This is a genomic window from Streptomyces manipurensis, from assembly GCF_049570255.1.
Classification (GTDB): Bacteria; Actinomycetota; Actinomycetes; order Streptomycetales; family Streptomycetaceae; genus Streptomyces; species Streptomyces manipurensis.
This window is the reverse complement of sequence record NZ_CP186950.1, coordinates 2,547,390-2,568,348: the sequence shown is the minus strand read 5'-3', so window position 1 is coordinate 2,568,348 and position 20,959 is coordinate 2,547,390. Positions and strand designations below refer to the sequence as shown.

Sequence of the window (20,959 nt, the reverse complement as noted above, 5' to 3'; positions counted from 1 at the left end):
TACGCGAGAGGGGCGCCCCCACCGGGGGCGCCCCTCTCGCACGTCCGACGGTCCGTTACTTCTTCACGCGGGCCGTCTTGTAGAGCTTCGCGGCGAGTTCCGCGGTCTGCTCCTGGGTGTAACCGGGCTTGCCGGCGAGGACGGAGGCCACGTCCGTCGCGCTCACCATCGCCAGGGTGCTGTAGTCACCCCAGATGCAGATGGGGAGCGTGGCCTCCTTGGGCCCCTTGGTGGTGGTGTCCTTCGCGGTGAACTTGAAGTCCTGGCACTTCATGACGGCGCCCTCGAAGCCGGCCGGGGACATCGTCTTGGGCGTGCCGAGCAGTTCCACCTGGGACTTGCCGTCCTTGCTGTTCTCCAGCTTGGCCATGGCGAAGTAGCCGTCCACCGTCTTCTCCGGGTCGGCGAGTTCGCCGTACACGCCGGAGAAGTTGAGGCTCTTGGTCGACAGCGGGTTCTTGGGGTCGCCCGCCAGGTAGTTCATGCCGGCCTTGGTCGGGTTCTTGATGCCCGCCGCCTCGGCCTCCTGCTTGTCCTTGTCGGTGAGGGGCTTCTCCGTGTACTTCGGGTCCTTCTTGAAGTCGTCGACGGAGTCCGGCGCGACCAGCTTGTAGCCCTTGGTGTCGGCGGCGATGCTGCCGCCCGCGCCGCTGCCCAGGAGGTACCAGCCGCCCCCCGCGATGACGGCCACCGCGACGACCACGCCGATGATGACGCCCGCTTTGGACTTCTTCGGCGGCTGGCCGCCGTACGGGGCCTGCTGCGGGTAGCCGTAGGCCGGGGTCGGAGGCTGCTGGGGGTAGCCCTGCGGGGGGACGCCCGGCTGCTGCGGGTAGCCGTAGCCCGGCTGCGGAGCGGGCTGGCCGTACGGGCCCGGCTGCGCGGGCTGGCCGTACGGGCCGGGCGGCGGAGGGGGCTGCTGCCCGTACGGCCCGGGCTGCTGGGGCTGGCCGTAAGGTCCCGGCTGGTTGTAGCTCATCCCGTGTCCCCCTATGAGGTAGCTCTTTATGCGACCCTCACATCCTGGCGGAAGGCCGCGGCGGCCAGTGCGCCGGGCCCCGGGATTACCGGTTTCATGACTGGACTGTTACCGCTCTAAACTGTGGCCCGTGACCGAGAACACGCAGACACCCAGCAGCCCCCCCTCCGAACTGCCGACCGCGTACGCCCCGGCCGCCGTAGAGGGGAAGCTCTACGAGAGCTGGGTAGAGCGTGGCTACTTCACGGCCGACCCCGCGAGCGAGAAGCCGCCGTACACCATCGTCATCCCGCCGCCGAACGTCACCGGCTCGCTCCACCTGGGCCACGCCTTCCAGCACACGCTCATGGACGCCCTCACCCGCCGCAAGCGGATGCAGGGTTACGAGTCGCTGTGGCTGCCCGGCATGGACCACGCCGGCATCGCCACCCAGAACAAGGTCGAGCAGCAGCTCGCCGAGGAGGGCAAGTCCCGCCACGACCTGGGCCGCGAGGAGTTCGTCGAGCGCGTCTGGCAGTGGAAGGAAGAGTACGGCGGCAAGATCCTCGGCCAGATGCGCCGTCTCGGCGACGGCGTCGACTGGTCGCGTGAGCGCTTCACCATGGACGAGGGCCTGTCCCGGGCCGTCCAGACCATCTTCAAGAAGCTCTTCGACGACGGTCTGATCTACCGCGCCGAGCGCATCATCAACTGGTGCCCCCGCTGTCTGACGGCCATCTCCGACATCGAGGTGGAATACCAGGAGGACGCGGGCGAGCTGGTCTCCATCACGTACGGCGAGGGCGAGGACACCCTGGTCGTCGCCACGACCCGCGCCGAGACGATGCTCGGTGACACGGCCATCGCCGTCCACCCGGACGACGAGCGCTACAAGCACCTGGTCGGCAAGCTCATCAAGCTGCCGCTGACCGACCGTTCGATCCCGGTCGTCGCGGACACCCACGTCGACCCCGAGTTCGGCACCGGCTGCGTCAAGGTGACGCCCGCCCACGACCCGAACGACTTCGCCATCGGGCAGCGCCACAACCTGCCCAATATGACGATCATGGACGAGCACGGTGTCATCACCGTCCACGGCCCCTTCCTCGGCCTGGACCGCTTCGAGGCCCGCTCCGCGGTCGTCGGCGCCCTGCGCGAGCAGGGCCGCATCGTCGCGGAGAAGCGCCCCTACCTGCACTCCGTCGGCCACTGCTCGCGTTGCAGCACCACCGTCGAGCCGCGGCTGTCCCTGCAGTGGTGGGTCAAGGTCGAGACCCTCGCGAAGGCCGCCGGTGACGCGGTCCGCGACGGCCGGGTCGCGATCCACCCGCAGGAGATGGAGAAGCGCTACTTCGACTGGGTCGACAACCTCAACGACTGGTGCATCTCGCGCCAGCTGTGGTGGGGCCACCGCATCCCGGTCTGGTACGGCCCGGACGGCGAGGTCCTCTGCCTCGGCCCGGACGACGCGGCGCCGACGGGGGAGGGCTGGACCCAGGACACCGACGTCCTCGACACGTGGTTCTCCTCCGGCCTGTGGCCGTTCTCCACGCTCGGCTGGCCGGAGAAGACCCCGGACCTGGAGAAGTTCTACTCCACCGACGTCCTGGTCACCGGCCACGACATCATCTTCTTCTGGGTCGCCCGGATGATGATGTTCGGCCTGTACGCCATGGACGGCGAGGTGCCCTTCAAGACGATCGCGCTGACCGGCCTGGTCCGCGACGAGCGCGGCAAGAAGATGTCGAAGTCCTTCGGCAACGTCGTCGACCCGCTGGACTGGATGGACAAGTACGGCTCCGACGCCGTCCGCTTCACCCTGGCCAAGGGCGCCAACCCCGGCACCGACGTCCCGATCGGCGAGGACTGGGTCCAGGCGTCCAGCAAGTTCGCCAACAAGATCTGGAACGCCACGCGCTTCGCCCTGATGAACGGCGCCACGATCGAGGGCGAGCTGCCGCCGGTCGAGCAGCTCTCGGCGACGGACCGCTGGATCCTGTCCCGCCTGAACAAGACGGTCGCGCAGGTCGACGGCTACTACGAGGACTTCCAGTTCTCCAAGCTCAGCGAGGCGCTCTACCACTTCGCGTGGGACGAGGTCTTCGACTGGTACGTCGAGCTGTCGAAGACGACCTTCTTCGCGGGCGGCGAGCAGGCCCGGGTCTCCGGCCGTGTCCTCGGCGAGGTCATCGACGTCATGCTGCGGCTGCTGCACCCGGTGGTCCCCTTCGTCACCGAGACCCTGTGGACCACGCTGACCGGCGGCGAGTCCCTGGTGATCGCGGACTGGCCGAAGGACAGCGGCTTCCGCGACGAGGCGGCCGAGACCGAGATCGGGAACGTCCAGAACCTCGTCCGTGAGGTCCGCCGCTTCCGCAAGGAGCAGGGCCTCGACGACAAGCAGAAGGTCCCGGCGCGTCTCGACCTGTCCGGTACGGAGCTCGCCGCGCACGAGGCGGCCATCCGCCAGGTGCTGCGGCTCCAGCCGGAGGGCGACGCCTTCAGCGCCTCCGCGACCCTCCCGGTCGGCGGCGCGACGGTCGCCCTCGACCTGTCCGGCACCATCGACGTCGAGGCCGAGCGCAAGCGCCTGACCAAGGACCTCGGTGCCGCCGAGAAGGAGAAGGCGCAGGCCGAGGCGAAGCTCGGGAACGAGGCCTTCCTGGCCAAGGCCCCCGACAACGTCGTGGACAAGATCAAGGGCCGGCTGGCCAAGGCCGAGGCGGACATCGCCCGGATCCAGGCCCAGCTGGCGTCGCTGCCCGCCGCGTAGCGCCCCGCGCCCGCGGGTCCGTCCGTACGGAAGCAGGCCCCGCACCGGATCACCGGTGCGGGGCCTGCGCGTACGTACGGGACCTCCGGCCTGTCCGAAGTGCCCTACATCACTTGGTTTCCGCTGCTCCGGCTCCCGAACGGCTGTCCCGACCACGGATGATGGAGGGCATGCACGCCAAGCCCGCCGCCCCGGTGTTCCGCCGCTGGGCGGCCTCCGGACGCCGGCTCGCCGACGGCTGGGCCGGTTCGCCGCGGGCGCTGGACGTGCTCACCGCACTCGCCTGCCTCGCGCTGACGGCCCTCGACCTGCCCGGCCTGGCCGCCGCCGACAACTCGCTGAACGGGCCGGCCGCCGTCGTGGTGCTCGCCCTGGGGTGCGCGACGCTGCTCGTGCGCCGCCGGATGCCCTGGGTCTCGTACCTGGCCGCGCTGTTCTTCATCGGCTGGCTGCACGAGCTGACCCTGATCCAGTTCGCCCTGTACTCGGTCGGCCGGTTCCGCGGGCGCCGGGCCGGGATCCTCGCCACCGTCGGCTACGTCGCGTTCGCCCTGGCCATGTTCTGCGTGCCGGACTGGCCCGCGCCGCGGGGGGAGACCCTCAGCGGCTTCCTCAGCGTGGTCGTGCCCATCGGGGTGCTCGCCTCGGCCGTGGGCATCGCCGCCTGCCGCCACGACCTGGTGCGGGAGCTCACGGCGCGGCGGGCCGAGTCCGCCGTGCTGCAGGCCGTCCAGCAGGAGCGCACCTCCGTGGCCCGCGACGTCCACGACTTCGTGGGGCGCGAGCTGACCCTGCTGACGGTGCGGTCCGAGGTGCTCTCGATGCGGGCCCGCGAGACGGCGTACGGGCCGGACTTCGAGGAGCTGGCCGACACCGCGCGCCGGGCCCACCTGGTCCTCAACGAGATCATCGTGCAGCGCGGCGAACGGTCCGCGACCCCGGGCGTCGACGGCCTCCGGGCGCTCGCGGAGGAGAGCGGGCGGGCCGGTTCACCCGTCCGGCTCACCATGGACCCGGACGTGCGCGAGTTGTCCCCGCTGCGCCAGGCCGCCGTGTACCGGGTGGTGCAGGAGTGCCTCACCAACGCGGCCAAGCACGCCCACGGCGAGCCCATAGACGTCTCGATCGCCGTGGACGGCACGCAACTGAGGATCACCGTCGGCAACGCCCTGCCGGCCCGCGTCCCGGGCCGCGCCCCCGTCTCCGCGGGCTCCGGTACGGCGAGCATGGCCGAGCGGGTCGAGAGCCTCGGCGGCACCCTGGAGGCGACCCGCACCGAGGACGCCTACCTCGTGGTCGCCACCCTGCCGCGCGGCTAGGGCCCGTCCGGCGGATCAGGCCGGGGCCGGCTACGCCCGCTCCGGGGCCAGCAGGCCGTCCAGGGAGTCCAGGTCCTCCACGCAGCGGCCGTAGCCCAGGGCCACGCAGTCCAGCGGGTTGTCTGCGACGAAGACCGGGATGCCGGTCGCGGAGGCCATGCGCAGGTCGAGGCCGGGCAGCAGGGCGCCGCCCCCGGTGAGGACGATGCCGTGCTCCATCACGTCGCCGGACAGTTCCGGCGGGCAGTCCTCCAGGGTGGTGCGGACGGCCGTGATGATCGCCTCCACGGGCTCGTCGAGCGCGGCCCGTACGTCCCGCGCGCCGAGCGCGAGCGTCTTCGGCATGCCGCCGACCTTCTCGCGGCCGCGCACGGTGAAGGTGAGCTCCTCCAGCTCCGGCCGGTCCGGCACCGGCCAGGCCGAGCCCACGGCGAGCTTGGCGTCCTCGGCGGTGCGCTCCCCGATGAGCAGGGAGTGCTCCCGGCGTACGTGGTCCGTGATCGCGGCGTCGAAGCGGTCGCCGCCGATGCGTAGCGACTGCGAGGTGACGATGCCTCCCAGGGAGATGACGGCGACCTCGGAGGTGCCGCCGCCGATGTCCACGACCATGGACCCGCGCGGTTCGGCGACCGGCAGGCCGGCGCCGATGGCCGCCGCCATCGGCTCCTCGATCAGGTGGACGGCCTTCGCCCCGGCCCGGGTGGAGGCGTGGACGATGGCCCGCCGCTCGACCGGGGTCACCCCGGACGGCACGCAGATCACCATGCGCGTGCGGGGCCGCCGGCCCGGGACCGCCTTGCGGACGAAGTGCCGGATCATCTCCTCGGCGGCCTCGTAGTCGCAGATCACCCCGCCCTTGAGGGGGCGGATCGCGGTGATGGAGCCGGGGGTGCGGCCGATGGTCTCCTTGGCGTCCGCCCCCACGGCCAGGGCGGTGGTGGTGCCCGCCTTCACGGCGACCACGGACGGCTCATTGAGGACGATCCCGTGCCCCCGCGCGTAGACGAGGGTGTTGGCGGTCCCCAGGTCGATCCCTATGTCGCGGCTGGAAGCTGTCTTGTTGGTACTGGCCTGCGGCATTTGCTCCCCTATCTGCTGCTCGCAAGGCTTGCATAACGATCAGGTCGCATCCGGCGCCGAAGGTCCCGAAACGGCCGGGCCGAAAGTCCTTCGGGTCGCCGTCCGTAGACTGGCCCTGTGAGTGACCAGCAGCCCGAGAGCCACGACCGCTTCGACGACGAAGACCTCGCCGGTGCCTTCGACGAGTTCGACCAGATCGTCGCGGAGGAGTCCGACCGCGACCCGGACCTGGCGGTGATCGAAGCCGGCAGCCGCACCCTGCGCGCCCAGGCCGGGCCGCCGCAGGGCGACCCGGTGCCCGCCCGGCCCGTCGACCCGGAGGTCGCCGCGGCGCTGCTGGAGGTGGAGCAGGAGCTGTCCACCCGCTGGGGCGAGACCAAGCTGGAGCCGTCGGTGTCGCGCATCGCGGCGCTGATGGACGTCCTGGGCGAGCCGCAGCGCGCGTACCCCTCGATCCACGTCACCGGCACCAACGGCAAGACCAGCACGGCCCGCATGATCGAGGCCCTGCTGAACGCCTTCGAGCTGCGCACCGGCCGCTACACCAGCCCGCACGTGCAGTCGATCACCGAGCGGATCAGCCTGGACGGGGCGCCGATCGAGGCCGAGCGGTTCGTCGAGACCTACCACGACATCAAGCCGTACGTGGAGATGGTCGACGCCGCCGAGGAGTTCCGGCTGTCCTTCTTCGAGGTGCTGACCGGCATGGCCTACGCGGCCTTCGCGGACGCCCCCGTGGACGTGGCCGTGGTCGAGGTCGGCATGGGCGGGAGCTGGGACGCGACCAACGTCATCGAAGGCTCCGTCGCGGTCATCACCCCGATCAGCCTGGACCACACCGACCGGCTGGGCTCCACGCCCGGTGAGATCGCCGGGGAGAAGGGCGGCATCATCAAGCAGGACGCCACCGTGATCCTGGCGCAGCAGCCGGTGGACGCGGCGCAGGTGCTGCTGAAGAAGGCCGTCGAGGTGGACGCGACCGTCGCCCGTGAGGGCATGGAGTTCGGTGTCGTCTCGCGCGAGGTCGCGGTCGGCGGCCAGCAGCTGACGCTGCGCGGGGTCGGCGGCGAGTACGAGGGCATCTTCCTGCCGCTGTACGGCGCCCACATGGCGCACAACGCGGCGGTGGCGCTGGCCGCGGTCGAGGCGTTCTTCGGGATCGGCGGGCAGCACGCGCGGGTCCTGGACGTGGAGACGGTCCGCAAGGCGTTCGCGTCGGTGACCTCGCCGGGCCGGATGGAGGTCGTACGGCGCAGCCCCACGGTGATCCTGGACGCGGCGCACAACCCGGCGGGCGCGGCCGTCACGGCCGACGCGGTCACCGAGTCCTTCGGCTTCAGCCGGCTGATCGGTGTCGTCGCCGCGAGCGCGGACAAGGACGTGCGCGGGGTGCTGGAGGCCTTCGAGCCGATCTTCGCGGAGGTGGTTGTGACGGAGAACTCCAGCCACCGCTCGATGGGCGCGGACGAGCTCGCGTCCGTCGCGGTCGAGGTCTTCGGCGCGGACCGGGTGCAGGTCGAGCCGCGGCTGGACGACGCCCTGGAGGCGGCGATCACCCTGGCGGAGGAAGAGGCCGAGTACGGAGGGGCCGGCGTCCTGGTGACCGGCTCCGTGATCACGGTGGGCGAGGCCCGCCTGCTGCTGAAGAGGGGCTGAGGATGCGCACGCTGTGTGCGAGCACGCTGATCGGCGAGTTCTTCGTGATCGGCTTCGCGGGGCTGGTGGCGATGAAGGACCCGGACCTGACCCAGGCCACGGTCTGGACGGTCTGCGGGGTCTCGATGCTGCTGTCGGTGCTGCTGTGCGGGATGCTGTCGCGGCCGGGCGCGGTCCAGCTGGGCTGGGCCCTGCAGATCGGGCTGATCGCGAGCGGGTTCGTCGTTCCGACCATGTTCTTCCTCGGCGCGGTCTTCGCCGGCCTGTGGTGGTGCTCGGTGCACTACGGCCGCCGGATCGACACGATCAAGGAGCAGTGGGCGGCGGCGCAGGAGGCCCCCGCCACGACCGACGCTGCCTAGGCCCGTCCCGGGGGACCCGGACGGGCGGGATGCCCCGGGTGGCCCTGTAGATTCGTCCCACCGCACCCGAATGCCGCAAGGAGCCCGCACCATGACCCAGCGCACCCTCGTCCTGCTCAAGCCCGACGCCGTCCGTCGTGGCCTGGTCGGCGAGATCATCGGCCGCATCGAGCGGAAGGCCGGCTGGACGATCCCCGCACTGGAGCTGCGTACGCTGGACCAGGAGACCCTGGAGGCGCACTACGGCGAGCACAAGGGCAAGCCGTTCTACGAGCCGCTGATGGGCTTCATGTCCAGCGGCCCGGTCGTGGCTCTGGTCGTCGAAGGGGAACGCGTGATCGAGGGTGTCCGCCAGCTGGCCGGACCCACGGACCCGATCGCCGCGGCGCCGGGCTCCATCCGGGGCGACTTCGGCACCATCACCCGGGAGAACCTGATCCACGCCTCCGACTCGCAGGAGTCGGCCGAGCGCGAGCTGAAGCTGTTCTTCCCGGCGCTCTGATCCGTCTTCCCTGACGAGACATCAGCCGAATAGCGCTCATGACCTGGGGCGACCGAAGTAATTTCGGTCGCCCCACGGTATTTCCGGGACCGGAGGGGAACGCCTGGGCAGGACACGTCGTCACCAGTAAGGGGACGGACATCCAATCCGGCGGGATTGCCGGAGTCCCGTCGCGCGGTGTCGGTACAACCGTGACTACGATGGGGCCTCCACCCACACACCCACCTCGCCGACCTGACAGCAGCCGCTATCAACTGGAAGGCCAGACGCTCCTCATGGGGAACAAGGGGAACAACATGTCGTTCATCGGCCGTGACATGGCGATCGACCTCGGGACCGCCAACACGCTGGTGTACGTGAGGGGCCGGGGGATCGTCCTGAACGAGCCGTCCGTGGTCGCCATCAACACGAACACCGGCGGCATCCTGGCGGTCGGCTCCGAGGCGAAGAAGATGATCGGGCGCACGCCCGGCAACATCGTCGCCGTACGGCCCCTCAAGGACGGCGTGATCGCCGACTTCGAGATCACCGAGCGTATGCTCCGGTACTTCATCCTCAAGATCCACAAGCGCCGCTACCTGGCCCGTCCGCGCGTCGTGGTCTGCGTCCCCTCCGGCATCACCGGGGTCGAGCGCCGCGCCGTCATCGAGGCGTCCACGCAGGCCGGCGCCCGCCAGGTGCACATCATCGAAGAGCCCATGGCCGCCGCCATCGGCTCGGGCCTGCCCGTCCACGAGGCCACCGGCAACATGGTCGTGGACATCGGCGGCGGCACCACCGAGGTCGCCGTCATCTCCCTCGGCGGAATCGTCACGGCACAGTCCATCCGGGTGGCCGGCGACGAGCTCGACAACGCGATCATCCAGCACATCAAGAAGGAGTACTCGCTCCTCCTCGGTGAGCGCACGGCCGAGCAGATCAAGATCACCATCGGTTCGGCCTACGACCTCGACAAGGACGAGCACACCGAGATCCGCGGCCGTGACCTCGTCTCGGGCCTGCCCAAGACGGTCGTCATCTCGGCCGCCGAGGTGCGCAAGGCCATCGAGGAGCCCGTCAACTCCATCGTCGACGCGGTCAAGACCACGCTCGACAAGTGCCCGCCGGAGCTCTCCGGCGACATCATGGACCGCGGCATCGTGCTCACCGGCGGCGGCGCCCTGCTCCGCGGCCTCGACGAGCGGCTGCGCCGCGAGACGGGCATGCCCATCCACATCGCCGAGGACCCCCTCGACTCCGTCGCCCTCGGCTCCGGCAAGTGCGTCGAGGAGTTCGAGGCCCTCCAGCAGGTCCTGGACGCCCAGCCCCGTCGCTGACACGGCCCCTTCCTGCCCGAAGGGCCAAGCGGAACACAAGGATCCGCCGTACGGGTGCTACCGGGCCCGTGCGGCGGATCGTTGATATACAGGCAAAAAGAATTCCGACGAGGAAGGCACGGCCGCCGCACGTGAGGGACACACGAGAGAGCCGGCTGCTCCTGGTGCTTCTGATCGCCATCGCGTTCGCGTTGATCACGGTGGACATCAGGGCAGGCGAGGAGTCGCCGGTCGACGGTGCCCGACAGGCCGCCGCCGCGGTCTTCGGGCCGGTCGAGAAGGGCGTGTCGACCGCCGTCGACCCGGTCGCCAACGCCATAGGGGCGGTACGGGACTCCGGAGAGCGGCACAACCGCATCGCCACGCTGGAGCGCGAGAACGCCGCGCTGAAGGCCAAGCTCGGCAGCGAGGACCAGACCCGCAGCCGCATCCGCGAGCTCGACGAGATGCTCAAGCGGGCCGGCGCGGGCCAGTACGGCATCAAGGGTGCCGAGGTCATCGCCATAGGAGCGGCCCAGGGCTTCTCCTGGACCGTCACCATCGACGCCGGCAGCAAGGACGGCATCGAGCGCGACATGACCGTCCTGAACGGCGACGGACTCGTCGGCCGCGTCACCACCGTCGGCCCGGACACCGCGACCGTCGTCCTGGCCAACGACCCCGACTTCACCGTCGGCACCCGCCTGGAGAAGACCGGCGAGCTCGGCTTCGCCACCGGCCAGGGCGACCGCGCCCTGTCCGTCCAGATGCTCAACGGAAAGGCCAAGGTCAGCCCCGGCGACCGGCTCGTCACCTTCGGCTCCCGCGGCAACAAGCCCTTCGTGCCCGGGGTTCCGATCGGCGAGGTCGTGAAGGTCGACCCGTCCCGCGGCGACCTCACCCGTACCGTTTGGGTGCGTCCGTTCGTCGGATTCTCGCGGCTGGACATCGTCGGCGTCGTGGTCATGCCGCCGCGCGAGGACCCGCGCGACGCCGTCCTGCCGCCCAAGCCCGAGGCCCCCAAGCCCACCCCGACGGTCACGGTCACGGTCACCCCGTCCGCGACCGCCGGTGCGCCCAAGCCGGACGACGAGTAGGAGCAGACACCGCATGCGCTTCAACCGGATCCTGCTCTCGGCCACGCTGGTCGTGGTCGCCCTCGTCGTCCAGGTCACCGTCCTGGGCCGGCTCCAGCTGCCCGGCGCCGTCCCCGACCTGCTGCTCCTCACCGTCGTGTCCCTGGCACTGGTCTACGGGCACGTCAGCGGAGCGCTCATCGGCTTCGCCGCGGGCCTGCTGGCCGACCTGGCGCCGCCCGCCGACCACGCCGCCGGCCGCTACGCGCTCGTCCTGTGCGTCATCGGCTACCTGGTGGGCCTGGCCCGGCCGGACAACGGGCGCTTCCGCTCCGCCTGGGGCCCGCTGCTGACCGTCGTCGCCGCCGCGATCGGCTCCACCCTGCTCTACGCGGGAGTCGGCGCCCTCGTCGGCGACACCGCCGCCCGCCACGTGGGCCTGCTGGGACTGCTGTTCACCGCGACCCTCTACGACCTGCTGCTCGCGCCGTTCACCGTGCCGTTCATCATGGCCCTCGCCCGGCGCGCCGAGAACGACCCGATGGCGGTCGAGGCCGGGGCAGGCCCCGCCAACAAGGCCGCCGACGTCTCCGCCGGCTGGCTCGCGGGCGGCACGGGCCTGCGCATCGGCAGCCAGCGCGGCGGCCTGCGCATGAAGACCGCGCGCTCCCGGGCCAACCGGGCCGGCCGCATAAAGGGCGTCAAGCCGTTCAAGGGTGTGAAGAGCGTCAAGAAGCTGTGAGGGAGGAGCAGACGTGACCAACGGCCCGGAGACCGGCCGCACCCCCAGGGTGCAGATCAGGCTCGTCATCATGCAGGTCCTCGTCCTCTCCATGCTGATCACCCTCGGCGGCCGGCTCTGGTTCCTCCAGATCCGCAACGGCGCGGAGTACTACCACGAGGCCAAGAGCAACCACGTCCAGCGGGTCGTGCAGCCGGCCGTCCGCGGCTCGATCCTCGACGCCCGCGGGGTCGCCCTCGCCGACAACGAGACCCGGCTGGTCGTGTCCGCCAGCCGCACCAAGCTGATGAAGATGCAGGACAAGGGCAAGGCGGTCATGACCCGCCTCGCCGACGTCCTGGACATGACCCCCAAGCAGGTCATGGACAAGGTCCGGCTCTGCGACTCCCAGACCCCCAAGCCGTGCTGGAACGGTTCCCCGTACCAGCCGATCCCGGTCACCCTCGAAGCGACCACGCAGCAGGCGCTCCAGCTGCGCGAGCGCCCGGAGGACTTCCCCGGCATCACCGCCGAGCCCACCGCCGTCCGCCGCTACACGGCCCCCGGCGGCGCCCGCACCTCCCAGGTGCTCGGCTACCTCTCGCCCGTCACCGACGACGAGATCCAGAAGGCCAAGGACACCGCCTCCCCGCACCTGCGCTCCGACCAGGTCGGCCGCTCCGGCATCGAGCGCACCTACGACAAGGAGCTGCGCGGCAAGGCCCAGGTCACCTCCTACGAGGTGGACAACCTCGGCCGCGTCATGGGGCAGACCAAGTCGGACGCGGGCATCCCCGGCTCCACCCTGGTCACCAGCATCGACGCCCGCGTCCAGGCCGTCGCCGAGTTCGAGCTGGCCGAGGCGATGAAGGTCGTCCGCAACGAGACGGACAACATCACCGGCCGCAAGTACGAGGCCGACTCCGGCGCCGTCGTCGTCATGGAGGCCCGCACCGGCCGGGTCGTCGCGATGGCCTCCCAGCCCGACTACGACCCCAACGCCTGGGTCGGCGGCATCTCCGGCGCCGACTACGCCCGGCTCACCAGCAAGAAGTCGAACTATCCGCTCCTCAACCGGGCCATCCAGGGCATGGCGCCGGCCGGCTCCATCTTCAAGGTGGTCTCCGCGAGCGCCGCCGTGCGGGCGGGCTACAAGTTCAACGACAAGTACAACTGCAGCAGCTCCTACAGCCTCGGCGGCCGCAGCTTCGCCAACTTCGAGTCCAAGGGGCACGGCCCCATCACCCTCGGCGAGGCGCTGAAGTTCTCCTGCAACACCGTCTTCTACGCCCTCGGCCACAAGGAGTGGCAGCGCGACGGGGGCCTCAGCCCCAAGAAGGACGCGCACGACTGGTTCTACCGGACCGCCCGCGAGTTCGGGCTCGGCTCCGAGACCGGGATCGACCTGCCGAACGAGGTCAAGGGCCGCATCCCGGACCGCCAGTGGAAGCAGAGCTTCTGGGCGGCCAACAAGAAGTCCTGGTGCAAGCAGGGCAAGCGGGGCGGCACCTACGTCGAGCAGATCGCCTACGAGAGCTGCCTCGAAGGCAACCAGCTGAAGGCCTACGACAGCATCAACTTCGCCATCGGCCAGGGCGACGTCCTGGTCACCCCCATCCAGATGGCCACCGCCTACTCCGCCATCAGCAACGGCGGCACCCTCTACAACCCGACCGTCGGCAAGGCGATCATCAGCCCCGACGGCAAGCGCGTCGAGATGATCAAGCCGCAGGCGCACGGCCGGCTCCCGGTCGGGGCCCAGACCATCGCGGACCTCGACAAGGGCCTGCGGATGGTCGTCGAGCCCGGCGGCACCGCGGCCTGGCGCTTCGGCGGCTGGCCGCAGGACAAGATCCCGATGCACGCGAAGACCGGTACCGCGCAGGTCTACGGCAAGCAGACCACGTCCTGGCTGGCGACCTACACCAAGGACTTCACGATCGTCATGACGATCTCCCAGGGCGGCACCGGCTCCGGAGCCTCCGGCCCCGCCGTCCGCAACCTCTACAACGCCCTCTACGGTCTCGACATGGCCGGCAACCAGGACCTCAAGAAGGCCTTGCTGCCCGCCCCCGAAGCCAAACTGCCCACGATCCGCCCCGACGGCTCCATCGACTCACCCGAGATCCGGCCGTACGTGCCCCCGTCCCCGGAGGAGCTGGAACCGCCCGCTCTCGCCGGGCCGCCCGCCCCGCCCCCCGCACGGCAGGACTGAGGACCGAAACCGACATGCAGACCGCCAACAAGTTCTCCGTCTCCCGGTACGCGCCCGAGCGCGGGGCGATGGCCAAGCTGACCGCACGCGACTCGGTCGTGCGCCGGCTCGACTGGCCGATACTCCTCTCCGCGCTCGCCCTGTCGCTCCTCGGCGCCCTCCTCGTGTGGTCGGCGACCCGCAACAGGACGCAGCTGAACCAGGGAGACCCGTACTACTTCCTCTTCCGGCACGTGCTCAACACCGGCATCGGCCTGGTGCTGATGGTCGGCGTCATCTGGCTCGGCCACCGCACCCTGCGCGGCGCGGTGCCCGTCCTCTACGGCCTCTCGCTCGTCCTCATCATCGCCGTGCTCACCCCGCTCGGTGCCACCATCAACGGCGCCCACGCGTGGATCGTGATCGGCGGCGGCTTCTCCCTCCAGCCGTCCGAGTTCGTGAAGATCACGATCATCCTGGTCATGGCGGTGCTGCTGGCGACCCGGGTGGACGCGGGCGACCTCACCCACCCCGACCACCGCACCGTGGTCAAGGCCCTCTGCCTGGCCGCCGCCCCCATGGGCATCGTCATGCTGATGCCCGACCTCGGCTCCGTGATGGTCATGGTCGTCATCGTGCTCGGCGTGCTGCTCGGCTCGGGCGCCTCCAACCGCTGGGTGCTGGGCCTGCTCGGTTCCGGCGTGGCCGGTGCCGTCCTGATATGGCAACTGGGCGTCCTGGACGAGTACCAGATCAACCGCTTCGCGGCCTTCGCCAACCCCGAACTCGACCCCGCGGGCGTCGGCTACAACACCAACCAGGCGCGCATCGCCATCGGCTCGGGCGGGCTGACCGGCTCGGGGCTCTTCAAGGGTTCCCAGACCACCGGCCAGTTCGTGCCGGAACAGCAGACGGACTTCGTCTTCACCGTGGCGGGCGAGGAGCTCGGCTTCCTCGGCGCGGGCCTGATCCTGGTGCTGCTGGGCGTCATCCTGTGGCGGGCCTGCATGATCGCCCGGGAGACCACCGAGCTCTACGGCACCATCGTCTGCGCCGGCATCATCGCCTGGTTCGCCTTCCAGTCCTTCGAGAACATCGGCATGACCCTCGGGATCATGCCGGTGGCCGGCCTGCCGCTGCCGTTCGTGTCGTACGGTGGTTCGTCGATGTTCGCGGTGTGGATGGCGGTCGGACTACTGCAGTCGATCAAGGTGCAACGGCCATTGTCGGCCTGATGCCGCGTTCACCCTGCCGATGCCGTCCGTTCAGGCTTAAGTTCGGACCATGGCGGACACAAAGCGCGAAATCGAGCGTAAATTCGAGTTCACCAAGGCCAAGGCTGCCCGGCGCGGAGTGCCGGACCTGACGGGGACGGCCGGTATCGCGGCCGTCTCCGACCAGGGCACCGTCGACCTCGACGCCGTCTACTACGACACCCCCGACCAGCGGCTCGCCGCCGACGGTCTCACCCTGCGGCGCAGAACGGGCGGCGCCGACGCCGGCTGGCACCTCAAACTGCCCGTCTCCCCGGGCGTGCGCGACGAGGTCGGCGCCGACCTCAGCGACACCGTCCCGCCCGCCCTCGCCGCCCTCGTCCGCTCCCGCGTGCGCGGCGCGGCGCTCCAGCCGCAGGTCCGCCTCGTCTCCTCGCGCCGCGTCAGCCACCTCCTCGACGCCGACGGCGCCCTCCTGGCCGAACTGAGCACCGACGAGGTCCTCGCCGAGCGCGGCGACGCCACCGCCGGCTGGACCGAGGTCGAGGTGGAACTCGCCGACGGCATCGACCCCGGACTCCTCGACGACGTCGAGAAGGCCTTCCGCGCCTCCGGCCTGCGGGTGTCCGACGCCCCCTCCAAACTCGCCCGCGCCCTCGCCGAGACCGCAGCCGCACCCCCGGCCCGGCCCGGGACGGGCGGGCCCGGCGGAACGGCGGGCGCCCACGTCCTCGCGTACCTCGGCGCGCAGCGCGACGCCCTGGTCGCCCAGGACCCCGCCGTGCGGCGCGACCTCCCCGACGCCGTGCACCAGATGCGCGTCGCCACCCGCCGGCTGCGCAGCGCCTTCAAGACCTACCGCGCGGTCCTGGACCGGGCCGTCACCGACCCGATCGGCGAGGAGCTGCGCTGGCTCGCCGGCGAACTCGGGGTCGACCGCGACCAGGAGGTCCTGCTGGAACGGCTGCGCACCCGGCTCGGCGAGACGGACCGCACCCTGCTGATGGGCCCGGTCCGCAGCCGCCTGCGCACCTGGGACACCGCACGGCGCTCCCGGTCCCGGCGCCGTGCCCTCGCCGTACTGGACGGCGAACGCTACGTCGCCCTGCTCGACTCCCTCGACGCCCTGCTGGCGGACCCCCCGCTGCGCAAGGCGGCCGCCCGCCCCCCGCAGAAGGTGCTGCGCACGGCGGTGCTCCGCGACTACGCCCGCCTCGCCTCCCGTATCGACGACGCCCTCGTCCTCGACCCGGGCCACGAGCGGGACCTGGCCCTGCACGAGGCCCGCAAGGCGGCCAAACGCCTGCGCTACGCGGCGGAATCCGCCGAACCGGTCCTCGGCAGGCCGGCGAAACGCCTGGCCAAGGCCGCGAAGAAGGTGCAGAGCCTGCTCGGCGACCACCAGGACAGCGTGGTGGCCCGCGGCGCCCTGCGCGGCATCGCCGTCCAGGCGGCCGACGCGGGGGAGGCCTCCTTCACCTGGGGGGTGCTCCTCGCCCGCGAGGAGGCCCTCGCCGACCGCTACGAGAGGGAGCTGCCCGCCGTCTGGGCCAAGGCCTCGGGCCCCGCCCTGCGCGCCGCCCTGTAGTGATCATGCGGGTGGGGGCGGCCGGACCCTCGGGGTACGCTAGATAGCTGCCCCCTGCCCGCTTCACGAAAGTCGCGTGATGACCGAGTCGGTCTTCCCTCAGCTTGAGGCCCTGCTTCCGCACGTGCAGAAGCCCATCCAGTACGTCGGCGGTGAACTCAACTCCACGGTGAAGCCGTGGGAGAGCTGCGACGTCCGTTGGGCGCTCATGTACCCGGACGCATACGAAGTCGGGCTGCCCAACCAGGGCGTCATGATCCTGTACGAGGTGCTCAACGAGCGCGAGGGCGTCCTCGCCGAGCGCACCTACAGCGTGTGGCCGGACCTCGAAGAGCTGATGCGCGAGCACAAGGTGCCGCAGTTCACCGTGGACAGCCACCGCCCCGTCTCCGCCTTCGACGTGTTCGGGCTGTCCTTCTCCACGGAGCTGGGCTACACCAACATGCTCACGGCCCTGGACCTCGCGGGCATCCCGCTGGAGGCCAGGAACCGCACGGTGGACCACCCGATCGTCCTCGCGGGCGGGCACGCGGCCTTCAACCCGGAGCCGATCGCGGAGTTCATCGACTGCGCGGTCATCGGCGACGGCGAGCAGGCCGTCCTCGACATGACCGAGATCATCCGCACGTGGAAGGCGGAGGGCCGTCCCGGCGGCCGCGAGGAGGTCCTCCTGCGCCTCGCGAAGACCGGCAACGTCTACGTCCCCGGCTTCTACGACGTCGAGTACCTGCCGGACGGCCGCATCGGCCGCGTCGTCCCGAACCGCTCCGGCGTGCCGTGGCGCGTGTCCAAGCACACCGTCATGGACCTCGACGAGTGGCCCTACCCCAAGCAGCCCCTGGTCCCGCTCGCCGAGACCGTCCACGAGCGCATGTCCGTGGAGATCTTCCGCGGCTGCACCCGCGGCTGCCGTTTCTGCCAGGCCGGCATGATCACGCGCCCCGTGCGGGAGCGAAGCATCACCGGCATCGGCGAAATGGTCGAGAAGGGTCTCAAGGCGACGGGCTTCGAGGAGGTCGGCCTCCTCTCGCTGTCCTCCGCGGACCACACCGAGATCGCCGACATCGCCAAGGGCCTCGCCGACCGCTACACGGACGACAAGGTGGGCCTGTCCCTGCCGTCGACCCGCGTGGACGCCTTCAACGTGGACCTGGCCAACGAGCTGACGCGCAACGGCCGTCGCTCCGGTCTGACCTTCGCTCCCGAGGGCGGCTCCGAGCGCATGCGCAAGGTCATCAACAAGATGGTCTCGGAGGAGGACCTGATCCGGACCGTCGCCACCGCCTACGGCAACGGCTGGCGCCAGGTGAAGCTGTACTTCATGTGCGGCCTGCCCACCGAGACCGACGAGGACGTGCTCCAGATCGGCGACATGGCGGTCAACGTCATCGCCAAGGGCCGCGAGGTCTCCGGGCAGAACGACATCCGCTGCACGGTGTCCATCGGTGGGTTCGTGCCCAAGCCGCACACCCCCTTCCAGTGGGCGCCGCAGCTGTCCGCCGAGGAGACGGACGCCCGCCTGGGCAAGCTCCGCGACAAGATCCGCGGCGACAAGAAGTACGGCCGCTCCATCGGCTTCCGCTACCACGACGGCAAGCCCGGCATCGTCGAGGGCCTGCTCTCCCGCGGTGACCGCCGCATCGGCGACGTCATCCGCGCCGTCTACGAGGACGGCGGCCGCTTCGACGGCTGGCGCGAGCACTTCTCCTACGACCGCTGGATGCGGGCCGCGGAGAAGACGCTGCCGGAGTACGGCGTGGACGTGGCCTGGTACACCACGCGCGAGCGCACCTACGAGGAGGTCCTGCCCTGGGACCACCTGGACTCCGGGCTCGACAAGGACTGGCTCTGGGAGGACTGGCAGGACGCCCTCGACGAGACCGAGGTCGACGACTGCCGCTGGACGCCCTGCTTCGACTGCGGCGTCTGCCCCCAGATGCAGACCGAGATCCAGATCGGCCCCACCGGCAAGAAGCTGCTGCCGCTGTCGGTCGTGAAGTAACCGGCCCGCCGGTCACGTAACCCTTGGGTCACGAGAGGCCCCCGCCCGCAACGGGCGGGGGCCTCCGCCGTGTCCCTCACGTCATGGACATGGACAAACGGCCTCCGGCCGGCGGCGACGGGTGCCTGGTGGGCGTCATCAGGATCCCCGTGAAGATCGTCGCCGTACTCGTCGTACTGCCCGTACGAGTGGTCTGGGAACTGCTCGTCGCCGCGGGCCGCGCCGTGCACCGGCACCTCCTCGGGCCGCTGTACGCGCACGTGCTCGAACCGCTGCTCCGGGGCCTCGGCCTGGTGCTGGCCGTCCTGCTCAAGCTGGTCCTCGTCTGGCCGTGGGTCGGGCTGTGGCGCTACCTGCTCGTGCCGGTCGGGCGGTGCCTGGCCCGGGGATGGCGGGGGCTGTACGACCGGGTGCTCGCACCGGCCGGACGGTTCCTGAGCCTCCGCGTGCTGCGTCCGCTCGGCGCCGCGCTGGCCTGGCTCGGTCGGGGCGGCATGCGCTACCTGCTCGCCCCCCTCGGCAGGGGCGTCACCGTGATCGCGTGGGCCCTCGGCATGACGCTGTTCGTCTGGCCCTGGGTCGCCCTGTGGCGCCACGTGCTCGCGCCCCTCGGCCGCGGGACCGCCCTGCTCGCCGCCGCGGTGTACCGGTACGTGCTGACCCCCGTCGGGCACGGCCTCGTGTGGCTGCTGGTCGCGGTGTTCCGGTACCTGCTGCGGCCGGTCGCGCTGGGGCTCGCATGGCTGGTGGTCGCCCTGTACCGGTACCTGCTGCGGCCCCTCGGACTGGCTCTCGGGTGGCTGGCCGGCATCCTCTACCGCTACGTGGTCACCCCGGTCGGGCAGGTCCTCGTCTGGGCCTGGCACGTGGCCGAGCGGATCCTCGGCTTCCTGTGGCGAGGGCTCAAGCGGGTCGGCTGGGTACTGGTCGGATGGCCCGCCTCCCGGGTGTACCGGTACGTGCTCACCCCGGCCGGGCACGCCGCGCGGGAGGTCTGGCGCACCGCCCGTGCCGCCGTCCGGGAGGCCCGGGCCACCGTGCGCCGTGCGCTCTTCGGTACTCCTCCCGTGGAACCGGCGAGGTCACGGGCGCGTACTCTGGGTAGTACGACAGCCGCGGGCAACACGCCCGCCCCCGAGATCTCCCTCCCCGAACGGCGGGGGTGAGCCGGGGGCGAGTGCGTGGCCCGCCGGCCCCACGGAAGCTCAGGGCGACGCGCGAGACGCGGAGCCCCGCACAAGGAGAAGAACCACTGGGCAAGCGACAGCCCGAAGGCCCGCCCCCGGCACCGGTGGTGCAGCGCATCCGACTGCGCTACACCAAGCGCGGCCGCCTCCGGTTCACCAGCCACCGAGACTTCCAGCGTGCGTTCGAGCGCGCCCTGCGCCGGGCCGAGGTGCCGATGGCGTACTCGGCGGGCTTCACCCCGCACCCGCGCGTCAGCTACGCCAACGCCGCCCCGACCGGCACCGGCAGCGAGGCCGAGTACCTGGAGATCGGGCTCGCGGCGCCCCGCGACCCCGAGACCCTCCGCAAGCTGCTCGACGAGTCGATGCCGGCCGGACTGGACATCGTCGACGCCGTCGAGGCCCGCACCTCGGGCCTCGCCGACCGGCTCACCGCCTCGGTGTGGGAGCTGCGCCTGGACGGCGTGGAGCTCGCCGAGGCCGAGCGGGCGGTGGAGGTCTTCCTCGCCGCCGAGGCCGTCGAGGTGCAGCGCAAGACCAAGAACGGCGTGCGGACCTTCGACACGCGTGGCGCCGTCGTCAGCCTCGAAGCGCTTCCCGCGCCGGCTGATAGGCCGCTGGACAATGCCTGTGCGATACTGCGGCTGGTTGTTCGGCATCTGACACCTGCCGTACGACCCGACGACGTCCTGTCCGGTCTCCGAGCTGTGGCCGACCTGGCGCCGCCGGTCCCCTCAGCGGTGACCAGGCTGGCGCAGGGGCTCTTCGACGAGGAGTCCGGCACGGTGACCGACCCGCTTGCGCCCGACCGCGAGGCTGATACGACCGCCACACCCACGGCCGCCGTAACCGCCGACGCGAAGGCACCGGAAGGTCCCGCCGCGTAGGGATCGTCGTCGTCGCGCAGCCCTGGCACTCGGGAGCCACCTGGGTCGGGCCGCGCACAGACCTGAAGACTTCCGCCAGGCCGTACGGATCACACGTACGGAACCGGCGGCCATGGACTACAGCTCCCGTGTGGCGAACGCGCCC

16 protein-coding genes are annotated in these 20,959 nt (G+C 70.9%); 14 read left to right on the top strand and 2 right to left on the bottom strand.

Going from position 1 to position 20,959, the window contains the following annotated elements; all coding sequences use genetic code 11:
* Positions 1-55 precede the first annotated feature (55 nt).
* Entirely contained in the window at positions 56-979 is a 924-nt protein-coding gene (locus tag ACPU2J_RS11805) for a hypothetical protein (protein ID WP_389073008.1), read from the bottom strand.
* Positions 980-1,109: 130 nt separating this feature from the next.
* Between ACPU2J_RS11805 and ACPU2J_RS11800 the strand changes: the two genes are divergently transcribed.
* Both ACPU2J_RS11800 and ACPU2J_RS11795 read left to right on the top strand, forming a co-directional pair.
* On the top strand, positions 1,110-3,731 hold the full coding sequence (locus tag ACPU2J_RS11800; protein WP_365137841.1) for a valine--tRNA ligase: 2,622 nt from the start codon (positions 1,110-1,112) through the stop codon (positions 3,729-3,731).
* Positions 3,732-3,901: 170 nt separating this feature from the next.
* Entirely contained in the window at positions 3,902-5,050 is a 1,149-nt protein-coding gene (locus ACPU2J_RS11795) for a sensor histidine kinase (RefSeq protein ID WP_420080805.1), read from the top strand.
* Positions 5,051-5,080: 30 nt separating this feature from the next.
* Here ACPU2J_RS11795 and ACPU2J_RS11790 read toward each other — a convergent pair whose 3' ends face one another.
* The gene (locus tag ACPU2J_RS11790) at positions 5,081-6,130 is read right to left on the bottom strand and encodes a rod shape-determining protein (protein ID WP_423833212.1); all 1,050 of its coding nucleotides are present in this window, start codon (positions 6,128-6,130) and stop codon (positions 5,081-5,083) included.
* 117 nt (positions 6,131-6,247) lie between these two features.
* Between ACPU2J_RS11790 and folC the strand changes: the two genes are divergently transcribed.
* The 12 genes from folC (at position 6,248) to ACPU2J_RS11730 (ending at position 20,814) form a co-directional block, all read left to right on the top strand.
* Positions 6,248-7,786, top strand: a complete 1,539-nt coding sequence (gene folC / locus ACPU2J_RS11785; RefSeq protein WP_423833211.1) for a bifunctional tetrahydrofolate synthase/dihydrofolate synthase — start codon at positions 6,248-6,250, stop codon at positions 7,784-7,786.
* A gap of 2 nt (positions 7,787-7,788) precedes the next feature.
* Positions 7,789-8,148, top strand: coding sequence for a DUF4233 domain-containing protein (locus ACPU2J_RS11780; protein ID WP_365077276.1), 360 nt, complete (start codon positions 7,789-7,791; stop codon positions 8,146-8,148).
* A gap of 91 nt (positions 8,149-8,239) precedes the next feature.
* A complete protein-coding gene (gene ndk, locus ACPU2J_RS11775) occupies positions 8,240-8,650 on the top strand; it encodes a nucleoside-diphosphate kinase (protein WP_030384687.1) in 411 nt (136 codons plus the stop codon).
* A 296-nt stretch (positions 8,651-8,946) separates the two neighbouring features.
* Positions 8,947-9,966: a rod shape-determining protein gene (locus ACPU2J_RS11770; protein WP_030008578.1), complete on the top strand. Its 1,020-nt coding sequence runs from the start codon at positions 8,947-8,949 to the stop codon at positions 9,964-9,966.
* A 131-nt stretch (positions 9,967-10,097) separates the two neighbouring features.
* Complete coding sequence (gene mreC, locus ACPU2J_RS11765; RefSeq protein WP_361596842.1) at positions 10,098-11,042, top strand: rod shape-determining protein MreC; 945 nt, start codon at positions 10,098-10,100, stop codon at positions 11,040-11,042.
* A gap of 13 nt (positions 11,043-11,055) precedes the next feature.
* On the top strand, positions 11,056-11,763 hold the full coding sequence (gene mreD, locus ACPU2J_RS11760) for a rod shape-determining protein MreD (RefSeq protein WP_423833210.1): 708 nt from the start codon (positions 11,056-11,058) through the stop codon (positions 11,761-11,763).
* Between the two features lie 13 nt (positions 11,764-11,776).
* Positions 11,777-13,957, top strand: a complete 2,181-nt coding sequence (gene mrdA, locus ACPU2J_RS11755) for a penicillin-binding protein 2 (RefSeq protein WP_365077281.1) — start codon at positions 11,777-11,779, stop codon at positions 13,955-13,957.
* 14 nt (positions 13,958-13,971) lie between these two features.
* Positions 13,972-15,171, top strand: coding sequence for a rod shape-determining protein RodA (gene rodA / locus ACPU2J_RS11750; protein ID WP_361596833.1), 1,200 nt, complete (start codon positions 13,972-13,974; stop codon positions 15,169-15,171).
* A 49-nt stretch (positions 15,172-15,220) separates the two neighbouring features.
* Positions 15,221-16,738 (top strand): CHAD domain-containing protein, encoded by a 1,518-nt coding sequence (locus tag ACPU2J_RS11745; protein ID WP_423833209.1) that lies wholly within the window; start codon positions 15,221-15,223, stop codon positions 16,736-16,738.
* A gap of 76 nt (positions 16,739-16,814) precedes the next feature.
* Positions 16,815-18,740 carry a TIGR03960 family B12-binding radical SAM protein gene (locus ACPU2J_RS11740; RefSeq protein WP_361596827.1) on the top strand — a complete coding sequence of 642 codons (1,926 nt, stop codon included), beginning with the start codon at positions 16,815-16,817 and terminating at the stop codon, positions 18,738-18,740.
* Positions 18,741-18,823: 83 nt separating this feature from the next.
* On the top strand, positions 18,824-19,906 hold the full coding sequence (locus ACPU2J_RS11735; RefSeq protein ID WP_423833208.1) for a hypothetical protein: 1,083 nt from the start codon (positions 18,824-18,826) through the stop codon (positions 19,904-19,906).
* 128 nt (positions 19,907-20,034) lie between these two features.
* The gene (locus ACPU2J_RS11730; RefSeq protein WP_361596821.1) at positions 20,035-20,814 is read left to right on the top strand and encodes a TIGR03936 family radical SAM-associated protein; all 780 of its coding nucleotides are present in this window, start codon (positions 20,035-20,037) and stop codon (positions 20,812-20,814) included.
* Positions 20,815-20,959: the final 145 nt, after the last annotated feature.

What these genes read in the sequence shown, in the direction of transcription:
- mreD (WP_423833210.1), top strand. Translation starts at nt 11,056, where the DNA reads ATGCGCTTCAACCGGATCCTGCTCTCGGCCACGCTGGTCGTGGTCGCC.
- ACPU2J_RS11770 (WP_030008578.1), top strand. Translation starts at nt 8,947, where the DNA reads ATGTCGTTCATCGGCCGTGACATGGCGATCGACCTCGGGACCGCCAAC.
- ACPU2J_RS11780 (WP_365077276.1), top strand. Translation starts at nt 7,789, where the DNA reads ATGCGCACGCTGTGTGCGAGCACGCTGATCGGCGAGTTCTTCGTGATC.
- ACPU2J_RS11805 (WP_389073008.1), bottom strand. Translation starts at nt 979, where the DNA reads ATGAGCTACAACCAGCCGGGACCTTACGGCCAGCCCCAGCAGCCCGGG.
- ACPU2J_RS11745 (WP_423833209.1), top strand. Translation starts at nt 15,221, where the DNA reads ATGGCGGACACAAAGCGCGAAATCGAGCGTAAATTCGAGTTCACCAAG.
- ACPU2J_RS11795 (WP_420080805.1), top strand. Translation starts at nt 3,902, where the DNA reads ATGCACGCCAAGCCCGCCGCCCCGGTGTTCCGCCGCTGGGCGGCCTCC.
- rodA (WP_361596833.1), top strand. Translation starts at nt 13,972, where the DNA reads ATGCAGACCGCCAACAAGTTCTCCGTCTCCCGGTACGCGCCCGAGCGC.
- ndk (WP_030384687.1), top strand. Translation starts at nt 8,240, where the DNA reads ATGACCCAGCGCACCCTCGTCCTGCTCAAGCCCGACGCCGTCCGTCGT.
- ACPU2J_RS11735 (WP_423833208.1), top strand. Translation starts at nt 18,824, where the DNA reads ATGGACATGGACAAACGGCCTCCGGCCGGCGGCGACGGGTGCCTGGTG.
- ACPU2J_RS11790 (WP_423833212.1), bottom strand. Translation starts at nt 6,130, where the DNA reads ATGCCGCAGGCCAGTACCAACAAGACAGCTTCCAGCCGCGACATAGGG.